The sequence below is a fragment of the Ectopseudomonas khazarica genome (assembly GCF_004521985.1).
Classification (GTDB): Bacteria; Pseudomonadota; Gammaproteobacteria; order Pseudomonadales; family Pseudomonadaceae; genus Aquipseudomonas; species Aquipseudomonas khazarica.
Genome location: NZ_SBHZ01000001.1, coordinates 396,672 through 411,603 on the forward strand (window position 1 = coordinate 396,672; position 14,932 = coordinate 411,603).

The following is a 14,932-nucleotide window of genomic DNA, read 5'->3' on the forward strand; positions in this document are numbered from 1 at the left end:
GAGGGCTTCAGCCGCGACAGCTGCTGTTGAAGCCCTCCCACAGGTGTTCTGAGCCCGCTTGCGGGCGATACCTGGCGATGATCGCCGGCAAGCCGGCTCCTACAGAGGCGTGCCTGCCAGATCGCACTTCACTTCCGGGCGGTCGTAGCCGAGGCTGTCCATCTCGTTGTTCGGGTGCAGGAAGCCGTCCTGTGGCGAGGTGCTGACCAGCGCGCGGGGGTGTACCAGCGGGATCGGTTGGCGCAGTTCGCCGTTCCACGGGCGGAAGCTCAGCTTGCGCCCCTTGAAACCGTCCAGCGGCAGCTCGGCGGACAGCGCCAGGCGGCGGATGGCCCCGGGCTCGCTGGCACGTAGCCTGGTCACGGCGGCGGCGATGCTGCGCACGGCCATCCAGGCGGCGAAATCGCGGTCGTTCATCCAGCGCCCGGCCAGCGCCTCGAAGCGCTTCTGCAGCTGCGCGGCGCCGAAGGTTTCCACCGTCTTGTGCCAGGCGGTCGGCGTCAGCCCCTGGGTGCCGGCCACCGGGCGCGGGTACCAGGTGTTGTAGGGCAGGTACTCGCCGAAGTCGCCGCGCTCGTCGGCCACCAGCACCACGTCGTACTCGGTGGCCTGGGTGAACAGCGGCATGTCGGCCTGGGCGCTGCGCCGCTGGTCGTTGTCGAAGCTCCACGGCTTCTCGGCGACGATGCGGTGGCCGAAGCGCTTGGCGGCGCGCCTGAGCGCAGCGGCGTAGGCGAGGTCGTCTTCGCTGCTGCCGGTCACCAGCAGCCAGCGCGTCCATTTGCGCACGGCGAGAAACTGCGCCAGGGCGTCGGCGAGCATGGCGCGACTGGGCAGGGTGTGCAGCACATTGCCGAGACATTGCTCGCGGCGCAGCCTGTCATCGGCGCTGCCGGCATTGAGCAGCAGGCTGTCCGGCAGGCGCTGGCTGAGCTGGCGCAGGGTGTCGGCGGGGGCGTTGACCACGAACAGGCGAATGCCGGCCTGGTGCTGCTGTTCGGCGGTGGCGAGCAGCGCCTGCGCCGTGTCGAGCTCGGCGCTTTGCAGTTCGAAGTGCTGCTTGAGGAAGCGGCCGGTGCTGTTGCTGTCGATGATCGCCAGTTCGGCGCCACGGCGCCCCGCATCGCTCGGTTCGGGGATCACGTTGGACAGCAACGGGCCGCGTGGAGGCTGGTACGCCAGGTAGCCGATGCGCACCTGCAGCGCGTCCGCTGCGACGGCGCTCAGCGAGCCGCAGAGGGCGGCGAGGCAGAACAGCAGGCGGCAACTGATGCGGTGCATGGGGCGACTCCGGCAGAGGATGTCGCCAGCATAGGAAGCGTCGCCGTCGCGGGATATATGCCCAAGGTAGCGACGTACACGTACGAAGGTCGTAGTTCGTCACGCCAGTCCGCACCGGCCATGCGCGGGAAACCTGGCCAAAGTAGCAGGCGCCCGCTACCAAGGTAGTAGAACGGTGCGGGCCATTGCTTCTTAGCATGGCGGGCAACGACCCATAACAATAACGGTGCCTGCCATGCGAACCTTCAAAGCCCTGCCCCTGCTGCTGATCATCAGCCTGCTCGGTGTCGACCAGCTGCACGCCGCCGGTGATCTGACTCGCCGCCCGGTGGCGCTGCCTGACCTGGTGCTGGGCAACGATGACAGCGACTACTTCATGTCGCAGAACGAATACCAGCTGGAGACGGGCCAGGCCTACCAGCTGCGGATCGTCTCCAACGGGCAGAAGGAATACGCCTTCCAAGCACCGGAGTTCGCCACGTCCATCTACCTGCGCAAGGTCGAGGCCGGTGGCGTCGAGGTCAAGGCGGTGACCCTGACCGAGCTGGAGTTCGAGGACGCCGGCGAGGCGGAGATCTTCTTCGTGCCGGTCAAGCCGGGCAAGTTCCGCTTCTATGCCAAGGGCCTGGAAGGCAAGGGCATGCTCGGGCATTTCGTGATCAAGTAGATGACTGCGCTCGGCCGCATCAACCTGTGCGTCAGCCTGCTGTTCATGCTGGTGACCCTGGCCGGCCTGGCGCTGCTGCTGCGTCAGGCCAGCCATGACGTGCAGCGCGAGCTGCAGGCCGCCGAGGCGGTGCTGGAGTACCTGGGCGAGGTGGCGCGCAGCAACCCCGACAGCCTGCGCCCCGAGCTGACCGAGAACCTGCGGCATATCCGCGTGAGCTGGCTGCAGCCCGGCGAGCGGCCCAGGCAGCAGAGCGAGAACCTGGTCGAGCACTGGATCGCCGAGCGTCTGCTGGGCTCGGCACTGCTGCTGGCCGACAGCTGGCCGCTGGCCGATGGGCGCCGGCTGCGTATCGCCCTCGATCCCTACGACGAGATCGAGGAAATCTACGATTCGCTGCTGCAACTGCTGCTGCTCAGCACCTTCGCCCTGATCCTCTGCCTGCTCAGCATCCGCTTCGCCGTGCGCCGTGGCCTGCGCGTACTGGACGAGCTGTTCACCGGCCTGCGAGAGGTCGGCGCCGGCCATTTCGACACCCGCCTGCAGAGCCACGGCATGGCCGAGGCGCAGCGTCTGGCCGGGCACTTCAACGATATGGCGACCACCCTGCAGCAGGTCCAGGCGGACAACGCCGAGCTGACCCAGGCGCTGCTGGAGTTGCAGGAGCGCGAGCGCGCCCGTCTCGGCCAGACCCTGCACGATGACCTGGGCCAGTACCTCAGCGGGATCCGCGCCCAGGCCTGCCTGCTCAAGGTGGTTGCCGACCGGCCCTTGCAGGTGCAGGACACCGCGCGCCTGCTGGACGGCAACTGCGAGCGCCTGCAGCAGGGCTTTCGCAGCCTGATCCGCGATCTCTATCCGGTGGTGCTGGAGCGCATGGAACTTGGCGTGGCGCTGCAGCAACTGGCCGTCGACTGGCAGCAGGCGCACGGCATCCGCTGCCGGTTGATGCTGGGCGCGCACCTGCCCAGCCTGCCGCTGGCGAGCAAGGCGCATCTGTATCGCCTGGTGCAGGAGGCGCTGACCAACGTCGCCCGGCACGCCGAGGCCAGCGAAGTGCGCATTCGCCTGCAACGACGCGGCCAGGGCTTGCGCCTGCTGGTCCGCGACGATGGCCGTGGCACCACGTTGCCATTGCGCCCCGGCATCGGCCTGCGTTCGATGCGTGAACGCAGCCGCAGCCTCGGTGCCGAACTGCGCCTGTACAGCCGGCCGCAGGCAGGCTGGGCGGTGTGCCTGAAGATTCCCCTGGAGGCGAGGCGATGAAAGTGCTGCTGGTGGACGACCATGCCGTGGTGCGCCAGGGCTACGCCAGCCTGTTGCGCGCCCTGTTGCCGGAGGTGCAGCTGCGCGAGGCCTGCGATGGCGAGCAGGCCTTGCAGCGCGTGCAGGAGGAGATCCCGAACCTGGTGATCATGGACATCGGCCTGCCTGGCATCAGCGGCCTGGAAACCACCCGGCGCCTGCGCCAGCGCCTGCCGCAGCTGCGCGTCCTGTTCTTCAGCATGCATGACGAGCTGCCTCTGGTGCGCCAGGCGCTGGATGCCGGCGCCATCGGCTACCTGACCAAGAACTCGTCGCCGGACGTGCTGGTGGAGGCGGTCCGGCGCACCGCCGCCGGCCACGCCTACATCGAGCAGCAACTGGCCACCCAGCTGGCCTGCAACCCGGCCAGCGCAGGCGGGATCGACCCGCGCCTGCGCGAACTGACCCAGCGCGAGTTCGAGATCTTCGTCATGCTCGCCCGTGGCCTGCCGCCTCGGCAGATCGCCGAGAAGCTGTGCATCAGCGCCAAGACCCTGTCCAACTACCAGACCCTGGTGAAGAACAAGCTGCAGATCGGCTCGCAGGCCGAACTGGTGCACCTGGCCATCGACAGTGGGGTGGTGCGGGTGGGCATGGAGAGCGCCTGAGATCGCTCCAGCGGAAATCCCGTGCAATCGATCGGCTCGGCACGAGGCAGCGATCCGGTGTAGATTCCGCGGCAGGCTCAGCAGGCCTCGTCTGCTGCAACGCGGCGGACCCCGGTCCGGCCGTGATGGCACGAGGCGCGCTCGACAATCAGGGAGATAGCCATGAACAAAGGGATACCTGTCGCACTCTGCATGCTGGCGTTGGCGGCGAGCGGCGGCGCTTCTGCAGCCGGGAGCGCTGCGTTGCCGCGCCAGGATGGTTCATCCATCACCTACTACCTGGATGGCAACGGCAGTCGGACCTTGCTGGTGCTGATGCAGGGCTCGGACTGCAACAGCGTGGCGCACAACCCGGTCATCAACGAGCAGTTCTCCACCTTGCTTGAGGGGGCCGATGTCCTGACGGTGGAGAAATACGGGCTCACCCGCGCGACTGCCTGGAACCCGGCGGGGGACAGCCCCGACTGCCCCGAGTCGTATTTCAGCCATGATTCGCCGGAGCAGAGAGCCCGTGACTACCTGCAGGTGATCGACGCCCTGGCCGGGCAGTACGGCTATGAGCAGCTGGTGCTGCTGGGGGGCAGTGAAGGCGCGGTGGTGGCGGCGCTGGTCGCTTCTCGGCGCGAGGACGTCAGCGCGCTGGTGACCCTCAACGGGGGTGGCCGGTTCTTTCACGACGACGTTCTGTACAGCATGGCTCGCGAGCTTCCCCCGGCGGCACTCGACGAGGCCAGGGCCGGGTTCCTGGGGTTCCGGGACAGCGTGATGAATGCCGAGACGATGGACCTGCGGATGAGTGGCCACGGTTTTCGCTGGTGGAAGAGCATGTTCAGCCTCGACCAGCGCGCCACCTTGCAGCAGGTCGAGGCGCCGTTGCTGATCGTCCAGGCGGAGCGCGACGAAAGCGTGTCGCCTGGCCTGGCGCGCGAGCAGGCGGAGCAGCTGCGCGAGGGCAAGAGTAACGTCGATTTCCTGCTGGTCGAGAATGTCGACCACAAGTTCAGGGACGACGCCGGCGAGAGCCGCACCGACGCGGTGATCGCGTCCGTCCGGGGCTGGCTCGGCCAGCAGCGAGTCGCCTGGAACTAGCCTGGCCAGCGGTGGATGAAGAAAGCGTCATCCACCCCACGTAATGGGTAGGGTGGACAACGCGAAGCTTGTCCACCTTGGCCGGGCATCGTGTCATGCCTCAATCCCAGCCTTTCGGGCAGGCCACGCACCCCGGCATGTTGGCGCCCTGGAAGTTGCCGAAGCGCACCCGTGCGCCGCTGAGGTTGGCATTCTCCAGGTTGGAGCCGCCGAGCTTCACCTCCTGCAGGTTGGCATCCTCGAGGTGCGCGCCCTTGAGGTCGGCCTTGCTCAGCCAGGTCATTTCCAGGTTGGCCGCCTGCAGTTGCACGTCGTGCAGCTTGGCCCCGGAAAGACGGGCGAACTCCAGGTTGGCGGCGCGCATGTCGGCGCCTTCGAATTGCGCGGCCTGGGCGAACAGGCCCCAGCCGCCGATGGCCACCAGGCTGGCGCCGGAGAGGTCGGCCAGACGCAGGTTGCTCTGCTGCAGGCTGGCGCGGTTGAGGTTGGCGCCGCGCAGCGTGGCTTTTTCCAGATTGGCCAGGTCGAGGTTGACGTGGCGCAGGTCCGCGCCGGACAGGTCGGCACCGGAGAGATCCATGTGGCGCATGTCCAGGTTGCGTAGGTCGGCCCCGCGCAGGTTGGCGTTGGGGCATTTGCTCTCGGGTTCGATGCGGCAGCCGTTGATCAGTGGCACGCCGTCGCTTTCGTTCTCGGCGCCGATGGCGTGGCTGCCGAGCACCAGCAGCAGGGCTGGGACGAGCAGGGGCAGGTGGTTCATGGCGGGTCCTCGGGTGAATTGATGGGGGAGGCGGTCGCGGCTAAAGCCCCTCCCACAGGCGGTGCGCCTGGTGTGTAGTCTGGGTGGAGCGGAGCGAACCCCAGGCAAGGCGCTGAATCGCAATGCCGCCCAGCCACTCCTGCGAGTAAGGGCCTGGCGCACCGCGAAGGACGCCAGGCCTGTTGCCATCAGCGTTGGGCGCTGGCCTTGTCCCAGCTGGGCAGCTTGAACACCCAGAAGGAGCCGCCCTGGGCCACCGGCTTGGTCAGCTCGGCCATATCGCCACCCCACAGCGGAACCGCGCCGCCGTAGCCGGCAGTCACGCCGATGTATTGCTCGCCGTCCTGCTCCCAGGTGATGGGCGGGGAGATGATCCCGGTGCCGACCTGGAACTTCCACAGCTCCTTGCCGTTCTTGGCGTCGAAGGCCTTGAAGTAGCCGTCGCCGGTACCGGTGAACACCAGGTTGCCCCTGGTCGCGAGCACGCCAGCCCACAGCGGCAGGCGCTCCTTGTGTTCCCAGGCGACCTTGCCGGTGGTCGGGTTCATGGCGCGCAGGATGCCGACGTGATCGTCATACAGGCGCTTGATGCGGAAGCCCATGCCCAGGTAGGCGGAGCCCTTCTTGTAGTGCGCTTCCTCGGCCCAGTAGTCCTCCTTCCAGTGGTTGGCCGGCACGTAGAACAGGCCGGTGTCCTGGCTGTAGGCCATGGGGTTCCAGTTCTTGCCGCCGAGGAAGGGGGGCGAGACCTCGACCACGGCACCCTTGGTTTCGCCGGCTTTCGGCTTGGGCGGACGCTGGCCTTCGTTCTCCACCGGGCGCCCGGTCTTCAGGTCGATGTGGCTGGCCCAGGTGATCTTGTCGACGAAGGGGAAGGCGTTCTTCAGCTTGCCGTTGGCGCGGTCGACCACGTAGAAGAAGCCGTTGCGGTCGGCGTGCGCGGTGGCCTTGGTGACCTTGCCGTCCTTGTCCTTGTAGTCGAACAGCACCAGTTCGTTGTTGCCGGAGAAGTCCCAGGCATCGTTCGGCGTGTGCTGGTAGAACCACTTCACCTCACCGGTGGTGGGGTCGACGCCGACCTGGCCGGAGGTGTACAGGCTGTCGTAGTCGTGCGGGTTGCCGCCGTCGCTGGTGCGTGCCCAGCCGTTCCACGGTGCCGGGTTGCCGGCGCCGATGATGATGGTGTTGGTTTCGGCATCGAAACTGGCGCTCTGCCACGGCGCGCCGCCACCCTGGCTCCAGGCTGCCTTCTTGCCGGTCGGGTGGTTGGGGTCATCCGGCCAGCTGGGGGCTTTCACGTCGCCGGTCGGGGTGCTGTCCTGGCCATTGAGACGGCCCATGTGGCCTTCGACGAACGGGCGCATCCAGACTTCCTCGCCGCTGTCGGGGTCGCGGGCGAACAGGCGGCCGACCACGCCGAACTCGTCACCGGAGCTGCCGTGGATCAGCAGTACCTTGCCGGTCTTCTGGTCCTTCACGAGGGTCGGGGCGCCGGTCATGGTGTAGCCGGCGGAGTGATCGCCGAACTTCTTGTTCCACACCACCTTGCCGGTGTCCTTGTTCAGCGCCACGACGCGCGCGTCGAGGGTGCCGAAGTAGATCTTGTCGCCATAGATGGCGGCGCCACGGTTGACCACGTCGCAGCACGGGCGGATGTCGTCGGGCAGGCGGTGGCTGTAGGTCCACAGGCGCTTGCCGGTCTTGGCGTCCAGGGCGAATACCCGCGAGTAGGAGCCGGTCACGTAGACCACGCCGTCGTGGATGATGGCCTGGGACTCCTGGCCGCGCTGCTTCTCGTCACCGAAGGAGTAGCTCCAGGCCGGGGTCAGCTTGAACACGTTGTCGGCGTTCACCCGGGCCAGCGGGCTCCAGCGCTGGGCGTTGGTGCCCATGCCGTACTGCAGCACATTGCTGGTGGTGCTGTGGTCGTTGGCGATGTCGTCCCAGGTGACCGGCTTGGCCAGTGCAGCCTGGCTCAGCGCCAGGCCACCCGCCAGCATCAGGGCAAGCGCCAGGGGGCGTGGGGTGCTGGGTAGGTTTGTTGTTGTCATCGTTGTGCTTCCCATTTGAGGTGGTAGGTCGCCGCAGTGGCACCGCAAGAATGCGGTTCTGGAGATGCCCTGCAGAGGCAAGCCGATGGTGGAACCCGGCCACCTGCGCGCCTACGGAAAAACTCCCGCCTTTGCCGGGAGGATTTCCCGGCCGGCACATGACTTGGCCTTGCTGCCAAGGCACTGGCAGAACCCCCACCCAAGCCCTACTACCAAGGGACTAGGACGCGACCACCAAAGCAGCATTCGATGCTCTGCGCGGCCTTTCTAAGATGGTCGCCACGAGCTCTGAACGGGCTGTCTTGCGTGCATTAGATGAGGTCCTAGCCATGAACAAGAAGATCCACTCCACCCTGGCGCTGCTGTTGCTCGCCGCATCGACCAACCTCTGGGCGCATGGCGATGTGGTCCCGCAGGCGGTCAATACCGACGGACTGGAGCCGCTGGGTGAGGAATGGCTGGATGAAAACCCCTATCGCGATAACCCGCGGGCGATCGAGATCGGCTCCTCGGCGTACAACCAGAACTGCGCCGCGTGCCATGGCCTGGAAGCCAAGTCCGGTGGCATCGCCCCGGACCTGCGTCTGCTGGAGCTGGGTGCCACGGGTGACGAGTGGTTCAAGGAGCGCGTGATCAACGGTGCGGTGCGCGATGGCCGCGTGTACATGCCGAAGATGGCCGACTACCTCAGCCAGGAGGCGCTGTGGGCAGTGCGCAGCTACCTGGAGAGCGTGCACGTCGAGGAGTGAGAGGCGGATGATCGATCTCCTGCACTCGGCCTCGCGCGCTGCGGCGCGACTCACTCATGCACGCGGCGATGCCGGCATGATCGCGGTGGGCGTGCGCCGGCTGATCCTCCTGTGCGGCCTGCTGCTGTCACTGGGGGCGGCCCAGGCGCAGGTGCGCGACTACGACCGCATCCAGGAGGAGGGCGTGCTGCGGGTCGCGCTGTACCAGAACTTTCCGCCCTACAGCTTCGAGCAGGACGGCCAGCCGCGTGGCGTCGACTCCGAGCTGGTCAAGGCATTGGCCGAGGGCCTGGGCCTGAAGCTGCAGGTGATCTGGGCGCCGCCAGGGGAGAAGCTCGACGACGACCTGCGCGATTACATCTGGCGTGGCCGGGTCACCGCGCAGGGGCAGCTGGCCGACCTGATGATGCGCGTGCCCTATGACCGCGAGTTCGCGCAGCTGCGCAACGAGCTGGGTGAGCTGGTCAACGAGCGCGTGGTGATGTTCGGTCACTATCAGCGCGAACGCTGGCAGCTCGCCTACGACCGGCGCCGCCTGGCCGAGGTGCCGAGCATCAATGCGCTGCAGAACCATCCCGTGGGCGTGGAAGTGGACAGTGTGCCGTCGTTCTACCTCAGCTCGGTGCGCGATGGCCTGCTGCGCTCGCAGGCGCGTCACTATCCATCGCCGAGCCAGGCGTTCGCCGCCATGCGCGCTGGTGAGGTGGATGCGGTGATGGCCCTGCGTGGCGAAGTGGACTGGCTGCTGCATGAGGCGGGCGATGCGCAACTGGCGCTGGCAGACAACGCCTACCCGGACATGGGACGGCAGATCTGGGACGTCGGCATGGCGGTGCATGAGAGCAACCGGCAGCTGGCCTACGCCCTGGAAGAACAACTGGAGAAGCTGATTCTCGATGGCTCGGTCGAGCGCCTGTATGCGCGTTACGGTCTGCGTTACGAGAAGCCTGAATCCTATCAATGACGGGCGGAGGTGGACGATGGATTGGCGTAGCCTGGTGATGCTGGCCCTGTTCGCCTGGGCCTGGGAGGTGCGGGCGGCTGCGCCCGATCCGGTCACCTCGGTGATGTGGGACTACTACCATCAGCGCCTGCTCGCGGGGCAGCCCTTCGTCTTCGACGAGCGGATACGCCTCGAGGTGCCGCCGTTCGCCGAGGATGCCCGCCAGGTGCCGATCCGCATCGACGCCAGCGCCTACCGCGGCAAGGTCAGGCGCATCCTGGCCTGGGCCGAGCTCAACCCTATCCCGCGCATTCTCGACTTCAGCCCCGGCAAGCAACTGGAACCGAGCCTGGCCATTCGTATCCGCGTCGAGCAGGCCACGCCGATCCGCGCGGCGGTGCTCACCGAGGATGGCGTCTGGCATGTCGGCTCGGCCCGTATCGAAGCCGCTGGCGGGGGCTGCACGGCGCCTAGCGTGGTGCGTGCCGAAGCCGGCTGGGAGGAGCGCCTCGGCCAGGTGCTGGGCAAGCGCTTCGTGCGTGGCGAGGACAGCCGCCTGCGCCTGCAGGTCTCGCACCCGATGGATAACGGCCTGGTCGGCGGCATCCCGGAGTTCTACATCGAGCAGGCCGAACTGCGCAGCGCCGATGGCCAGGTACTCGGGCGCCTCGAGTTGTTTCCGGCGGTCAGCGAGAACCCGACGCTGACCTTCGACCTGCGCGGTGACCAGCCTGCCGAACTGTGGCTGCGCGACAACAACGGCAACGAGTTCCAGGCGGCGTTCTGAGCACGGCGGCTTGCCACATGCACAACCATTTTGGGGCACGTCCAGAACCGCAGATGGTTCCTGAGGTGCTCTCCAGGGGGCTTCCATGCGCTGGATACTATTGCTGACCTGTCTGCTCGCCGGCCTGGCGCAGGCGCTCGACTATCAGCTGCAGCCGCGACAGATCGCCGAGGGCGTCTGGCTGGTGGAGGGCAGCACCGACAACTTCGCCGCGGAGAATGGCGGCAACATCGTCAACGTCGGCTTCATCGAGACCGCCGCTGGCGTGGTGGTGATCGATACCGGGCCCTCGCGTCGCTACGGCGAGGCGTTGCGCCAGCGTATCGAACAGGTGACCGGCAAGCCGCTGCTGCGCGTGCTGCTCACTCATCACCACCCGGATCACGTGTTGGGCAACCAGGCCTTCAGCGACGTGCCCATCGCCGCGTTGCCGGGTACCACCCGCCTGCTGGCCGAACAGGGCGACGCCATGGCGGAGAACATGTATCGCCTGGTCGGTGACTGGATGCGGGGTACCGAGGTGGTGTTGCCCAGCGAGGCGCTGGAGGAAGGCGAGCTGGAAATCGGCGGGCGGCGTCTGCGCCTGCTGGCGCTGCATGGGCACACCGGCGCCGACCTGGCGATTCTCGATGAGCGCAGCGGCGTGCTGTTCGCCGGCGATCTGCTGTTCTACCAGCGGGCGCTGACCACGCCGAACAGCCCGGGGCTGGACGTATGGCTGGCCGACCTGGACCGCCTCGAAGCCTTGCCCTGGAAGCAGATCGTGCCTGGCCACGGGCCGCTGGCCACGGATGCGGCGCCTTTCGTGCAGATGCGTGATTACCTGGGGTGGCTCGATGGCGTGCTGCGCCAGGGGGCGGAGCAGGGCGCGGAGATGAACGAGCTGATACGTGCGCCGATCCCCGAGCGCTTCGCCGGGGTCAGCCTGAGCCGCTATGAGCTGATCCGCAGTGTCAGCCACCTCTACCCGCGCTACGAGCGCAATGCCATGGGCCGGGTGGATCGCCAGGAGTAGCGGCGCGCATGCCGTGCGCTACGCGTACCCGCATCGTAGCCCGGATGGAATCCGGAGCGTGGGCACTGATCTGACCAGGGCCATGGGGCGCTTCTGTGGGAGGGGCTTTAGCCGCGACCCGCGCACCAGGGCGTCGCCGCTGAAGCGCCTCCCACGGTCAGGTAACCCGGATGAAATCCGGGGGTGTGGGCATGGTTTCCCGGATTTCATCCGGGCTACGGGCTGATCTGACCAGGGTCACAGGTTGCCTCTGTGGGAGGGGCTTCAGCCGCGACCCGCGCGCCAGGGCGTCGCCGCTGAAGCGCCTCCCACGGTCAGTGGTAACCCGGATGAAATCCGGGGGTGTGGGCATGGTTTCCCGGATTTCATCCGGGCTACGGGCTGATCTGATCAGGGTCACAGGTTGCCTCTGTGGGAGGGGCTTCAGCCGCGACCCGCGCGCCAGGGCGTCGCCGCTGAAGCGCCTCCCACGGTCAGGTAACCCAGATGAAATCCGGGGGTGTGGGCATGGTTTCCCGGATTTCATCCGGGCTACGGCTGATCTGACCAGGGTCACAGGTTGCCTCTGTGGGAGGGGCTTCAGCCGCGACCCGCGCGCCAGGGCGTCGCCGCCGATCAGCAATCAGAGCTCTTCGTCGTCGCGAATCAGTACGTAGTGACGGCCGTGCTCGGTTTCTTCGTGGTCGTAGACGTAGTACATCACCACTTCGCTGAGACTGACCTGCACGGCGACGTAGTCGCCACTCTCGACCATGAAGAAGGCCTTGGTGGCCGGCTTGGCCAGGCACTCGATATGGGCGGTGACGAAGTGCAGCGGGTCTTCCTCGCCGAAGTAGTCCTCGCGCTGGTGTGCGTCCCAGTCGGTCGGTGGCTCGAAGGAGCCGGTGAGCAGCACCTTGCCGTCGCCCAGGTCCTGCTCTTCGGCATCCGGGTCCTGCTCGTCGGGGCGATAGACCGTGCAGTCCAGCGCATCGGGATGATCGAGAATTTCCTGGCGTGGATGGGGCACGGGTGTCTCCGGTCGATGGGGGCGGGGCGGCCAAGTGTCGGGCAAAGCGATTACCACTGCAATCGCGCCGATGCAGGTATTGCTACCAAGGAACGAGGAAAATCGGCTGGGGGTGCAATTGTTGGGGCGCCGGGTCGGGCCAAGAATTTGCGGCAGACCGGGAAAATTTCCCGGCAATAACAATGAACCCGCAGAGGTAGCCGCAATGAAACGTACCGGTCTTCGCCAGCCCTTCCTCCTCACCGCGCTGTGTGCAGCGATGCTGATGCCGTCCGCCGCCGCGCTGGCGGTCACCGACGCCGAGATTCTCAAGGACGCCACCACCACCGACGAGATCGTCACCAATGGCCTCGGCCTGCAGGGCCAGCGCTACAGCCCGCTGAACATCCTCAACGAGCAGAACGTCAAGGAGCTGCGCCCGGTGTGGACCATGTCCTTCGGCGGCGAGAAGCAGCGTGGCCAGCAGGCGCAGCCGATGATCAAGGACGGCGTGATGTACGTCACCGCGTCCTACTCGCGGGTGTTCGCCGTCGATGCGCGCACGGGCCGTGAGCTGTGGCAGTACGAGGCGCGCCTGCCGGACGACATCCGCCCGTGCTGCGACGTGATCAACCGTGGCGTGGCGCTGTACGACGACCTGGTGATCTTCGGCACCCTGGATGCCAAGCTGATCGCCCTGAACAAGGACACCGGCAAGGTGGTCTGGAGCAAGCGCGTGGCCGACCACAAGGCCGGTTACTCGATCACCGCCGCGCCGCTGGTGGTCAACGGCAAGCTGATCACCGGCGTGTCCGGTGGCGAATTCGGTGTGGTCGGCAAGATCGAGGCCTACGATCCGAAGAACGGCCAGGTGCTGTGGAGCCGTCCGACCGTCGAAGGCCACATGGGCTACGTCTACAAGGACGGCAAGGCGGTGGAGAACGGCATCAGCGGCGGCGAGGCCGGCAAGACCTGGCCGGGCGACCTGTGGAAGACCGGCGGCGCCGCGCCGTGGCTCGGCGGCTACTACGACGCTGACACCAACCTGCTGTTCTTCGGCACTGGCAACCCGGCGCCCTGGAACTCGCACCTGCGTCCGGGCGACAACCTGTATTCCTCCTCGCGCCTGGCGCTGAACCCGGACGACGGCACCATCCAGTGGCACTTCCAGACCACTCCGCACGACGGCTGGGACTTCGACGGCGTCAACGAGCTGATCTCCTTCGACTACCAGGATGGCGGCAAGACCGTGAAGGCCGCGGCCACGGCGGACCGCAACGGCTTCTTCTACGTGCTCGACCGTACCAACGGCAAGTTCATCCGTGGTTTCCCCTTCGTCGACAAGATCACCTGGGCCAAGGGCCTGGACAAGAATGGCCGGCCGATCTACGACGACAGCAACCGTCCGGGCTCGCCGAGCGCCAAGGAGAAGGGCAGCAGCGTATTCTCGGCGCCGGCCTTCCTCGGCGCGAAGAACTGGATGCCCATGGCCTACAACCGCGACACCGGGCTGTTCTACGTGCCGTCCAACGAGTGGGGCATGGACATCTGGAACGAGGACATCGCCTACAAGAAGGGCGCGGCCTATCTCGGTGCCGGTTTCACCATCAAGCCGCTCAACGAGGACTATATCGGCGTGCTGCGCGCCATCGATCCGAAGAGCGGCAAGGAGGTCTGGCGCCAGACCAACTACGCGCCGCTGTGGGGCGGAGTGCTGACCACCAAGGGCAACCTGGTGTTCACCGGCAACCCGGAGGGCTACCTGCAGGCCTTCAATGCCAGGACCGGTGAGAAGGTCTGGGAATTCCAGACCGGCTCCGGGGTGATCGGCTCGCCGGTGACCTGGGAGATGGATGGCGAGCAGTACGTCTCCGTGCTGTCCGGCTGGGGCGGTGCGGTGCCGCTGTGGGGTGGCGAGGTGGCCAAGCGTATCAAGCACCTCAATCAGGGCGGCATGCTGTGGACCTTCAAGCTGCCGAAGGAGCTGGTGGCCAAGCACTGATCGCAGAGCGGCCAGGTCATCGGTCCCCCTCGCTCATTGCCGGGAGAGGGGGCTGATCACTGGCAGCGCTGGATTTCCTGACAACCCGAAGCCGATGGCCGGACCCTGTTCGGCCATCGGCGTTTCCGGGGCGCGCCAAAGCGCACCAGGCTGCTGCGAAATGCCACGGGCGAATTTTCGCCTGCGGGAACGCAAGACGCAGCGAACGGGTCTAGCCTTTAGCTTCCGCAGTCTCGCGCCTCGCTGCCAAAGGCCCATGCCAGAGAGCTTGCCGCTCTACTACCAAATGACTAGGCGATCTGTGCCATGGGCGCATACCGAGGTTCCGGGGGGCTTCCTAAGATCGAACCATGACTCGTTCCAACTACCGGGAGCGGGCTCCGACAACAAGAGAGGTCAGCATCATGATTTACGCGAAACCGGGTACAGCAGGCGCCGTCGTTACCCTCAAGCCGCGCTACGGCAACTACATCGGTGGTGAATTCGTCGCCCCGCTCAGCGGCCAGTACTTCAGCAACACCAGCCCGGTCGACGGCTCGGTGATCGCCGAATTCCCCCGCTCCAACGCCGCCGACATCGACAAGGCGCTGGACGCCGCCCATGCCGCCGCCGACGCCTGGGGCCGCACCAGCGTGCAGGAGCGTTCGCACATCCTGCTGAAGATCGCCGACCGCATCGAAGCCAACC

Annotated in this window: 14 protein-coding genes; 10 read left to right on the forward strand and 4 right to left on the reverse strand. The window is 66.6% G+C overall.

Features of this window, described 5'->3' with window-relative positions; translation table 11 throughout:
• Window positions 1–99: 99 nt before the first annotated feature.
• Window positions 100–1,281 carry an ABC transporter substrate-binding protein gene (locus tag EPK82_RS01750; protein ID WP_134675600.1) on the reverse strand — a complete coding sequence of 394 codons (1,182 nt, stop codon included), beginning with the start codon at window positions 1,279–1,281 and terminating at the stop codon, window positions 100–102.
• 235 nt (window positions 1,282–1,516) lie between these two features.
• Here EPK82_RS01750 and EPK82_RS01755 point away from each other — a divergent pair, with 235 nt between their 5' ends.
• From EPK82_RS01755 to EPK82_RS01770, 4 genes are all read left to right on the forward strand, one after another.
• Window positions 1,517–1,948, forward strand: coding sequence for a cupredoxin domain-containing protein (locus EPK82_RS01755; RefSeq protein WP_134675601.1), 432 nt, complete (start codon window positions 1,517–1,519; stop codon window positions 1,946–1,948).
• The gene (locus tag EPK82_RS01760; RefSeq protein ID WP_134675602.1) at window positions 1,949–3,214 is read left to right on the forward strand and encodes a HAMP domain-containing sensor histidine kinase; all 1,266 of its coding nucleotides are present in this window, start codon (window positions 1,949–1,951) and stop codon (window positions 3,212–3,214) included.
• Window positions 3,211–3,861: a response regulator transcription factor gene (locus tag EPK82_RS01765; RefSeq protein ID WP_134675603.1), complete on the forward strand. Its 651-nt coding sequence runs from the start codon at window positions 3,211–3,213 to the stop codon at window positions 3,859–3,861. The genes EPK82_RS01760 and EPK82_RS01765 overlap by 4 nt, the downstream gene beginning before the upstream one ends.
• 162 nt (window positions 3,862–4,023) lie before the next feature.
• Window positions 4,024–4,950 (forward strand): alpha/beta fold hydrolase, encoded by a 927-nt coding sequence (locus EPK82_RS01770; RefSeq protein WP_208651077.1) that lies wholly within the window; start codon window positions 4,024–4,026, stop codon window positions 4,948–4,950.
• 100 nt (window positions 4,951–5,050) lie between these two features.
• On the opposite strand, the gene EPK82_RS01775 is transcribed toward EPK82_RS01770, so the two are convergent.
• Window positions 5,051–5,710, reverse strand: coding sequence for a pentapeptide repeat-containing protein (locus EPK82_RS01775; RefSeq protein WP_134675604.1), 660 nt, complete (start codon window positions 5,708–5,710; stop codon window positions 5,051–5,053).
• A 188-nt stretch (window positions 5,711–5,898) separates the two neighbouring features.
• Window positions 5,899–7,761: a quinoprotein ethanol dehydrogenase gene (gene exaA / locus EPK82_RS01780; RefSeq protein ID WP_134675605.1), complete on the reverse strand. Its 1,863-nt coding sequence runs from the start codon at window positions 7,759–7,761 to the stop codon at window positions 5,899–5,901.
• Between the two features lie 329 nt (window positions 7,762–8,090).
• Between exaA and pedF the strand changes: the two genes are divergently transcribed.
• The 4 genes from pedF to EPK82_RS01800 all read left to right on the forward strand — a co-directional run bounded on the left by pedF (window position 8,091) and on the right by EPK82_RS01800 (window position 11,255).
• Window positions 8,091–8,510 (forward strand): cytochrome c-550 PedF, encoded by a 420-nt coding sequence (gene pedF / locus EPK82_RS01785; protein ID WP_037057218.1) that lies wholly within the window; start codon window positions 8,091–8,093, stop codon window positions 8,508–8,510.
• Window positions 8,511–8,601: 91 nt separating this feature from the next.
• Window positions 8,602–9,474, forward strand: a complete 873-nt coding sequence (locus EPK82_RS01790) for a substrate-binding periplasmic protein (RefSeq protein ID WP_134675620.1) — start codon at window positions 8,602–8,604, stop codon at window positions 9,472–9,474.
• Window positions 9,475–9,490: 16 nt separating this feature from the next.
• A complete protein-coding gene (locus tag EPK82_RS01795) occupies window positions 9,491–10,240 on the forward strand; it encodes a quinoprotein dehydrogenase-associated SoxYZ-like carrier (protein ID WP_134675606.1) in 750 nt (249 codons plus the stop codon).
• An 85-nt stretch (window positions 10,241–10,325) separates the two neighbouring features.
• The gene (locus tag EPK82_RS01800; protein ID WP_134675607.1) at window positions 10,326–11,255 is read left to right on the forward strand and encodes a quinoprotein relay system zinc metallohydrolase 1; all 930 of its coding nucleotides are present in this window, start codon (window positions 10,326–10,328) and stop codon (window positions 11,253–11,255) included.
• A gap of 622 nt (window positions 11,256–11,877) precedes the next feature.
• Here EPK82_RS01800 and EPK82_RS01805 read toward each other — a convergent pair.
• Window positions 11,878–12,264 carry a hypothetical protein gene (locus tag EPK82_RS01805; RefSeq protein ID WP_037057534.1) on the reverse strand — a complete coding sequence of 129 codons (387 nt, stop codon included), beginning with the start codon at window positions 12,262–12,264 and terminating at the stop codon, window positions 11,878–11,880.
• Between the two features lie 205 nt (window positions 12,265–12,469).
• Between EPK82_RS01805 and EPK82_RS01810 the strand changes: the two genes are divergently transcribed.
• Window positions 12,470–14,245 carry a methanol/ethanol family PQQ-dependent dehydrogenase gene (locus EPK82_RS01810; RefSeq protein ID WP_134675608.1) on the forward strand — a complete coding sequence of 592 codons (1,776 nt, stop codon included), beginning with the start codon at window positions 12,470–12,472 and terminating at the stop codon, window positions 14,243–14,245.
• Between the two features lie 404 nt (window positions 14,246–14,649).
• A partial coding sequence (locus EPK82_RS01815; RefSeq protein ID WP_134675609.1) for an aldehyde dehydrogenase family protein occupies window positions 14,650–14,932 on the forward strand: 283 nt, incomplete at its 3' end.

Coding starts and splice junctions, on each gene's coding strand:
- EPK82_RS01760 (WP_134675602.1), top strand. CDS start 1,949: ATGACTGCGCTCGGCCGCATCAACCTGTGCGTCAGCCTGCTGTTCATG.
- pedF (WP_037057218.1), top strand. CDS start 8,091: ATGAACAAGAAGATCCACTCCACCCTGGCGCTGCTGTTGCTCGCCGCA.
- EPK82_RS01755 (WP_134675601.1), top strand. CDS start 1,517: ATGCGAACCTTCAAAGCCCTGCCCCTGCTGCTGATCATCAGCCTGCTC.
- EPK82_RS01750 (WP_134675600.1), bottom strand. CDS start 1,281: ATGCACCGCATCAGTTGCCGCCTGCTGTTCTGCCTCGCCGCCCTCTGC.
- EPK82_RS01775 (WP_134675604.1), bottom strand. CDS start 5,710: ATGAACCACCTGCCCCTGCTCGTCCCAGCCCTGCTGCTGGTGCTCGGC.
- EPK82_RS01800 (WP_134675607.1), top strand. CDS start 10,326: ATGCGCTGGATACTATTGCTGACCTGTCTGCTCGCCGGCCTGGCGCAG.
- exaA (WP_134675605.1), bottom strand. CDS start 7,761: ATGACAACAACAAACCTACCCAGCACCCCACGCCCCCTGGCGCTTGCC.
- EPK82_RS01795 (WP_134675606.1), top strand. CDS start 9,491: ATGGATTGGCGTAGCCTGGTGATGCTGGCCCTGTTCGCCTGGGCCTGG.
- EPK82_RS01810 (WP_134675608.1), top strand. CDS start 12,470: ATGAAACGTACCGGTCTTCGCCAGCCCTTCCTCCTCACCGCGCTGTGT.
- EPK82_RS01770 (WP_208651077.1), top strand. CDS start 4,024: ATGAACAAAGGGATACCTGTCGCACTCTGCATGCTGGCGTTGGCGGCG.
- EPK82_RS01765 (WP_134675603.1), top strand. CDS start 3,211: ATGAAAGTGCTGCTGGTGGACGACCATGCCGTGGTGCGCCAGGGCTAC.